This is a genomic window from Aeromicrobium sp., from assembly GCF_050700635.1.
Classification (GTDB): domain Bacteria; phylum Actinomycetota; class Actinomycetes; order Propionibacteriales; family Nocardioidaceae; genus Aeromicrobium.
Window position 1 is genome coordinate 1 of sequence record NZ_JBOHDT010000109.1, and the last position, 6,027, is coordinate 6,027.

8 protein-coding genes are annotated in these 6,027 nt (G+C 66.5%); 4 read left to right on the forward strand and 4 right to left on the reverse strand.

Features of this window, described 5'->3' with window-relative positions:
* Together ACRDPN_RS08760 and ACRDPN_RS08765 are read left to right on the forward strand one after the other, a co-directional pair.
* Window positions 1-127: DUF933 domain-containing protein (locus ACRDPN_RS08760; RefSeq protein WP_431447064.1), on the forward strand; the 127-nt coding region annotated here is incomplete at its 5' end.
* A 79-nt stretch (window positions 128-206) separates the two neighbouring features.
* Window positions 207-593 carry a nuclear transport factor 2 family protein gene (locus ACRDPN_RS08765; protein WP_431447056.1) on the forward strand — a complete coding sequence of 129 codons (387 nt, stop codon included), beginning with the start codon at window positions 207-209 and terminating at the stop codon, window positions 591-593.
* A gap of 113 nt (window positions 594-706) precedes the next feature.
* On the opposite strand, the gene ACRDPN_RS08770 is transcribed toward ACRDPN_RS08765, so the two are convergent.
* Window positions 707-1,027 (reverse strand): hypothetical protein, encoded by a 321-nt coding sequence (locus ACRDPN_RS08770; RefSeq protein WP_431447057.1) that lies wholly within the window; start codon window positions 1,025-1,027, stop codon window positions 707-709.
* A 168-nt stretch (window positions 1,028-1,195) separates the two neighbouring features.
* Between ACRDPN_RS08770 and ACRDPN_RS08775 the strand changes: the two genes are divergently transcribed.
* Window positions 1,196-2,521 (forward strand): wax ester/triacylglycerol synthase domain-containing protein, encoded by a 1,326-nt coding sequence (locus tag ACRDPN_RS08775; RefSeq protein WP_431447058.1) that lies wholly within the window; start codon window positions 1,196-1,198, stop codon window positions 2,519-2,521.
* Window positions 2,522-2,535: 14 nt separating this feature from the next.
* Here the strand turns inward: ACRDPN_RS08775 and ACRDPN_RS08780 are convergent, their stop codons facing one another.
* The 3 genes from ACRDPN_RS08780 to ACRDPN_RS08790 form a co-directional block, all read right to left on the reverse strand.
* Window positions 2,536-3,447, reverse strand: coding sequence for an SDR family oxidoreductase (locus tag ACRDPN_RS08780; protein ID WP_431447060.1), 912 nt, complete (start codon window positions 3,445-3,447; stop codon window positions 2,536-2,538).
* A 176-nt stretch (window positions 3,448-3,623) separates the two neighbouring features.
* Window positions 3,624-3,797, reverse strand: coding sequence for a hypothetical protein (locus tag ACRDPN_RS08785; RefSeq protein WP_431447061.1), 174 nt, complete (start codon window positions 3,795-3,797; stop codon window positions 3,624-3,626).
* A 264-nt stretch (window positions 3,798-4,061) separates the two neighbouring features.
* Window positions 4,062-4,706: a DUF998 domain-containing protein gene (locus ACRDPN_RS08790; protein WP_431447062.1), complete on the reverse strand. Its 645-nt coding sequence runs from the start codon at window positions 4,704-4,706 to the stop codon at window positions 4,062-4,064.
* Window positions 4,707-4,786: 80 nt separating this feature from the next.
* Between ACRDPN_RS08790 and ACRDPN_RS08795 the strand changes: the two genes are divergently transcribed.
* On the forward strand, window positions 4,787-6,027 hold a 1,241-nt coding region (locus ACRDPN_RS08795), incomplete at its 3' end, for a 2-oxoacid:acceptor oxidoreductase family protein (protein WP_431447063.1).

Below are 6,027 nucleotides of genomic sequence, written 5' to 3' on the forward strand. Positions count from 1 at the left end.
CTCCTTCGACGAGCTCGTCGCCGCTGGCTCCATGAACGCCGCCAAGGCTGCCGGCAAGGTCCGCATGGAGGGCAAGGACTACGTCATGTCCGACGGCGACGTCGTGGAGTTCCGCTTCAACGTGTGACGCGACGAGGTAGAGCACGCACCGGCACGAGCCGACTGCACATTGCCACCGTCATAGAGAAGACCCTATCTTTCTGAGCATGGAAGCCCCGACGACGATCCGAGATTTCATCGACGCCGTGTCGAACGCCGACGGAGACACCGCGGAGATGCTCGTCACCGAAGATGCGACCTTCAGGCTTCCTGGGGGCAAGGTGCTTCCCCCGGGCTTGGACGGGGCCCGAGCATTCGCGGCCCTGCACACTGAGTCGAATGGGAACAAACCGAGCGTGGAGCTCCTTGATGCGGAGTCGACGTCGAACGATCGTTGGCTGGCATCGCTGCGATTCTCGAGCCTCTTTCTCGAGACCGGCGAGATGAGCTTCGACTTCGTCGTGGGAGGCGTGTTCACCGTGGATGGCGATCGCATCTCAACCCTCGAGGCCTTCCCGTCCTATGAGGAAGCGGTCGCCGCTACGCGCGACTGAAGCGACCTTCGCGCCTGACACATCTGGGCCACCCCAATGTGGCCGCGTGGAGTTCCGCACAAGATCAGGCATCAAGAAGTAGTTGGTTGCGGCGATGATCGCCCGCTGACCGTTCACTGGATTCCGAGGGCATTGACCATCGCGACGATGCCCGCCAGCGAAACGACAGCCCACACCATCGCCCCACCCAGGAACCACCAGAATGCCGGATCGCTGCGCCCGAGTCTTTCCCACCGCAGCCAGGTCAGTGGACCGAGCACGACGACGAAGCCCACGCCGACTAACAGTGTTTCGATCAGCCCGAGGTCACGCATCCCGCCCAAGTCCAGCAGGAACATCACGAGCATGGCGCCTACGGACAGGGGAAGCATCCAGCGGAGGTCCCGGATGAACGCGCGCACACTGATTGGTGCCTTGTCGTTCATCATGGCCATCCCGGGGAATCTCGCCGCTGTCATGGGGATCGTAGGACCCCTACGACGAGACCTGGAATCCGCCCTCGCATAGACAACAAAGTGTCGATCACGTGCCGCAACCGCCTGGACATCCGCGCCGGCGCCTTGGTTTCCTTGTAGCGAATCCTCAATGCGAGGGAGTTCGCGATGACCGGGAGCGGGACTCCGACACCGCTCAGGATGGAGGATGCCCGGATCCTCGCGCTGGAGTCCGGCCCGATTCGCGGCCATACCTTGAAGGTGCTGACTGTCGAGGCCACCGACAGCGAACTGCCCGTAGCAGAGCTGCGCGCCCAGATGGCCGAGCGACTGCAGAACCAGCGTCCCTGGACTGAGCGACTCGTCCCCACACCAAACCTGCCGTCGAAACTGGCCTGGCAGGAGGACACGGAGTTCGACATCGGACGCCATGTCCATGTCTGGCCGACAGAAGGACCAGTTGACAGCGGCGCCCTCGCACGATGCATCTCCGACATCATGATGGCGCCGCTCGACCGAAGCAGGCCACTGTGGCGGATTGACGTCATCCCCAGGCTCGGGGACGGCCGCTCGGCTCTGGTGTGGAAAGTCCACCATTGCATGGCCGACGGACTCACCATCATGCGCGCCGGGCCGAGGTTCTTGTGGACCGAGCCGGGCCGGACGGCTTCGGAACCCGAGCCGAGACGTCGTTCGGCGCCAGGGGGACCCGCGCAGGTGACCGCAGGCGCGCGGCTCGCAAGAGCCCTCGGATACCGCGGGTTGATGACCCGTGAGTTCAGTCGGGTCTGGGGGTTGTCTCCGCTGGCCGGTGAGGTCGGCCCCGACCGCATCGCTGCCTCGGCGCAGTGTCGGTTGGACGAGCTGCGCGCTCTCGGCAAAGCCGTCGCACCGGCCGTGACCATCAATGACGTCCTCCTCGCCGTCGTCGCCGGTGCCCTCAGGAGGTGGCTGGAGGCCCGGGGCGCACCTACGAAGTCGATGAAAGTGCAGGTGCCGGTCAGCATGCAGCCCAAGGGCGGCGCGGACGATAGCGCGGGGAACCGCGACTCGTTCCTGTTTGTCAGGCTCCCCGTTGCGGAAAGCGACCCCGTCGCGCGGGTGCGGGCGGTCGCGCGCGCAACCGGGCTACGGAAGAACCGCCATGACGCACGCGCGATCTACGCGCTTCGGGAGTCACTATCGCTCGCACCCTCATGGGTTCGGCACAATCTTCAGCACGTGGTCGAAGGGCCCCACGAGTACTCCTTGAACATCTCCAACGTCCCGGGTCCGCGCGGTCCGATCCAGGTACTCGACCGTCATGTAGAAGCCCTCTACTCGTTCGCCGAAGTCGCGCCCAGTCACGGCTTGCGGATCGCCGCGGTGTCCCTCGAAGGATGGCTGTTCATCGGGCTCATGGCGGACCGACGCCTGGTTCCGGACCTCGACCGCCTCGCCGACGGCATACCGGCCGAGGTCGCCGAGCTGCGCACGCGGCTGGGCGCCGGGTGACGGCGCTTGCGCGGCTACCTGCTCACTGAGTGCCCCAGGCTCCCGAGGAGCCGCGCGATGGCGTCCTCCGCCGTCGGAACCTCACTGAACACCTCGCCCTGGCGCGTCGTGTCTGCCACGTACCTTCCGGTCTGGAACCACGAGATCATCGCCCCCATGTCCTTGGCCATCGGATTGACGAGGCCGACGACGGCGCCGACGGCGTTGAGGACACCCGCCGGGATGGTGCGGACCTTGATCTCCGCTCCGAGGAATTCTCCAGAGATGTCGGCGATCTCCCGCATGCTCACCGGCCGGTCCCAGCCGATGTCGATGCGTTGGCCTTCCACCCCAGGCGCGTCGACGGCGTCGGCCAGGTATCCGGCCAGATCGGACCTGAGCACGTACGTGAGCGGGACATCCGCAGAGCCGAACGACATCAATCGTCGCTTGGCGAACGGATCGCCACCCATCTGCGTCACCTGGTCGAGGAAGGCGCCCGGGCGGAGCGACACGAAGGGCACCCCGAGCTCCTCCAGCCGATCCTCGGCGAGCTTCTTGTGCCAGAAGTGTGGAACCTGCGGCGTCTGGTCGCAGGTGAGGATGCTGGTCAGCACGAACCTGCCGACACCGGCACGCGCGGCCGCATCGACGAGGTTCCGGTTGCCGATGGTGTCGATGTCGGCGTTGTCGCCCTTGGTGTGTCGTGTGTAGCCGGCCGCCGAGGTCACGACGGCACGAGCGCCGGTCATGGCCTCGAGCAACGAGGCGGGGTCCATCATGTCGCCCCGGGCGATCTCGACGCCGGCGCTCTCCAGGCGAGCAGCGTCGGATCCGGGCCGCACCAGCGCACGTACCGGCCTGCCGCGGGACAGCAAGGCGTCGATGACCTCGCCGCCGAGCATGCCGGTGCCGCCCACGACGAGGACGGGGCCGTCTGAACTCATGTTCGCTCCTTTGCCTGGATCACGACGCTGGACACGGACAGCATCTCTTCGACAACAACGTCCGCCATGGCCACGGACATTCCAAGGTGCGAACAGGCACATGCGGCTTGCCGAACCGCACGTTTCGTGCCAGATTGCTCGGTCCCGTAGGTCATGATCGAGGGCAAGGAGACGGTCTACAGCTTGGCGTTCATGCTCGTTCTGGCCTCCCCGGTGACGGCGCTCTTCGTGCTCTGGCTGGCCGTGGTGACCCGGTCGTCGAAGAGTCCGCTCAGGCCGGTCACGCGGACAACACTCCGTGCGCTCATGCATGTCGCGGCCGGTGCGTGCGCCGTGGTCAGCGTCGCCACCCTCGGATTGTGGTCGTGGAGCTGGCGCTACTTCGAATCGTTCGAGGACCCGACGGCGGAGCCCATGCCATCGTGGATTGATCCAACCATCGACCTCGGGATCGGGGTGACCGGCGTCAGCCTCGCGCTTGCCTTTCTCGTCGCTGGCGTAGCAAGGACGTTGACAAGAGTGCCCACGATTCAGCAGTTGTAGACGATCAGCTCCGCAGCGCCGGGCTGAGGCTTGCCTGTCATGTGGTCACAGTACGACCTCGGTTCTGCACGTCAACGCTTCGAGCGGGCGACCTGGAGCAACCTGATGGCGAGCGTGACGCGGCACGGGAACAGGACCGCCAGCACCAGGATGCGCTGCCCGAGGCCGACCCAGTCGTCCAGCGGGGCGTCCGCGGGCACCACGAAGACGCCCATGACGACGAACCCGGCGAGGGCGAGGAATCCGGCCACGGCCGTGTAGACGGCCAGGCTCCGCCACCGCTCGTCGAGGTGAAGGCGGGACGAGAGTGCAATCAGGGCGAGCGCACTGGTGAGGAAGAACAGGATGCCGGCCACGGCGTGACCGCCGGGGTCGTAGGTGAGGCCGGCGGCGTCCTCCCGGAGCGGGAATACCGCAGCCAGGATGTTCCCCACGCCGCTGAGGCCAAGAAGCGCCGGTCCGATCCAGCCGGCGCGCGACCGTCGGAGCCCACGGTGGAGTCCGATCGCGAACACGATCGTCAGCAGACCGAGGACGACGAAGTTCGCCTGTTGCACCCAGCCGTTGGGTCCGGCCTCCAGGGCGCTGACGGACTCGGCGATGGGGCTGTACTCGTCGCGACGAAAAAGCTCCTGGACGATGAACGCGGCGGTGAAGAGCACGGGCCCGACGATCCCGGCCCATCCTCCGAGCGTCTGGACGTCTCGGGTTCCCACGATTCACTGTAGTTCGCCCTGCGGTTCCAAGGACCGAACATGCCCGTGAAGTTGTGGTTTGACGACCTAAACTAGACCGTGTGACCACAACCGGCACGACTTCCTCGGACGTCGAGGAGCTGGCAAGTGTTGTCATCCGCTTCGCCGGCGACTCCGGTGACGGTATGCAGCTCACGGGTGACCGGTTCACGCAGGAGTCAGCCGTGTTCGGCAACGACCTCGCGACGCTGCCCAACTTCCCGGCCGAAATACGGGCGCCCCAAGGCACGCTGCCCGGGGTCTCGTCGTTCCAGGTGCACGTCGCCGACCACGACATCCTGACGCCGGGCGACGCGCCGGACGTCCTGGTCGCCATGAACCCCGCGGCTCTCAAGGTGCACCTGCCCGACCTGAAGCGTGGCGGCACGGTGATCGTCGACACCTTCGACTTCAGGGACCGGAGCCTCACGAAGGCCGGCTACGCCACCAACCCACTCGAGGACGGCTCGCTCGACGACTACGTGCTGCACGCCATCGACCTCACCACCATGACCGTGGGCTCCGTCGAGGAATTCGGGCTGACGCGCAAGGACGCGTCGCGCGCGAAGAACATGTTCGCGCTCGGGCTGGTCTCGTGGATGTACGGACGCAAGACCGACACCACGGCTGCTTTCCTCGCCAGCAGGTTCGCCGACGCGCCGAACCTTCGTGACTCGAACATCGCCGCGCTGACCGCGGGCTACCACTTCGGCGAGACCACCGAGGCGTTCGGCGTCAGATACATCGCGCCGTCTCCGATGGCGGCCGGCACCTATCGCAGCATCACCGGCAACCTCGCGCTCGCGTACGGCATCGTCGCCGCCGGCGTCACGAGCGGCCTGCCGGTGTTCCTCGGCAGCTACCCGATCACCCCGGCGTCGGACATCCTGCACGAGCTGAGCAAGCACAAGCGGTTCGGCGTCACCACGTTCCAGGCCGAGGACGAGATCGCCGGCATCGGTGCCGCCCTCGGTGCCGCGTTCGGTGGCGCGATCGGCGTCACCACCACCTCCGGCCCGGGCATCTCGCTGAAGTCGGAGACCATCGGGCTGGCCGTGATGCTCGAGCTGCCTCTGCTCGTCGTCGACATCCAGCGTGGCGGCCCGTCGACCGGCCTGCCCACGAAGACCGAGCAGGCGGACCTGCTGCAGTCCATGTTCGGCCGCAATGGCGAAGCTCCGGCCGGGCGTCTACCGGCAGATCACCGGCAACACGGCGCTCGCGTACGGGCTCGTCGCCGCGGCGCGGCAGGCGAAGCTGCCGATCTTCTTCGGCGCGTACCCGATCACGCCCGCGTCCTCGA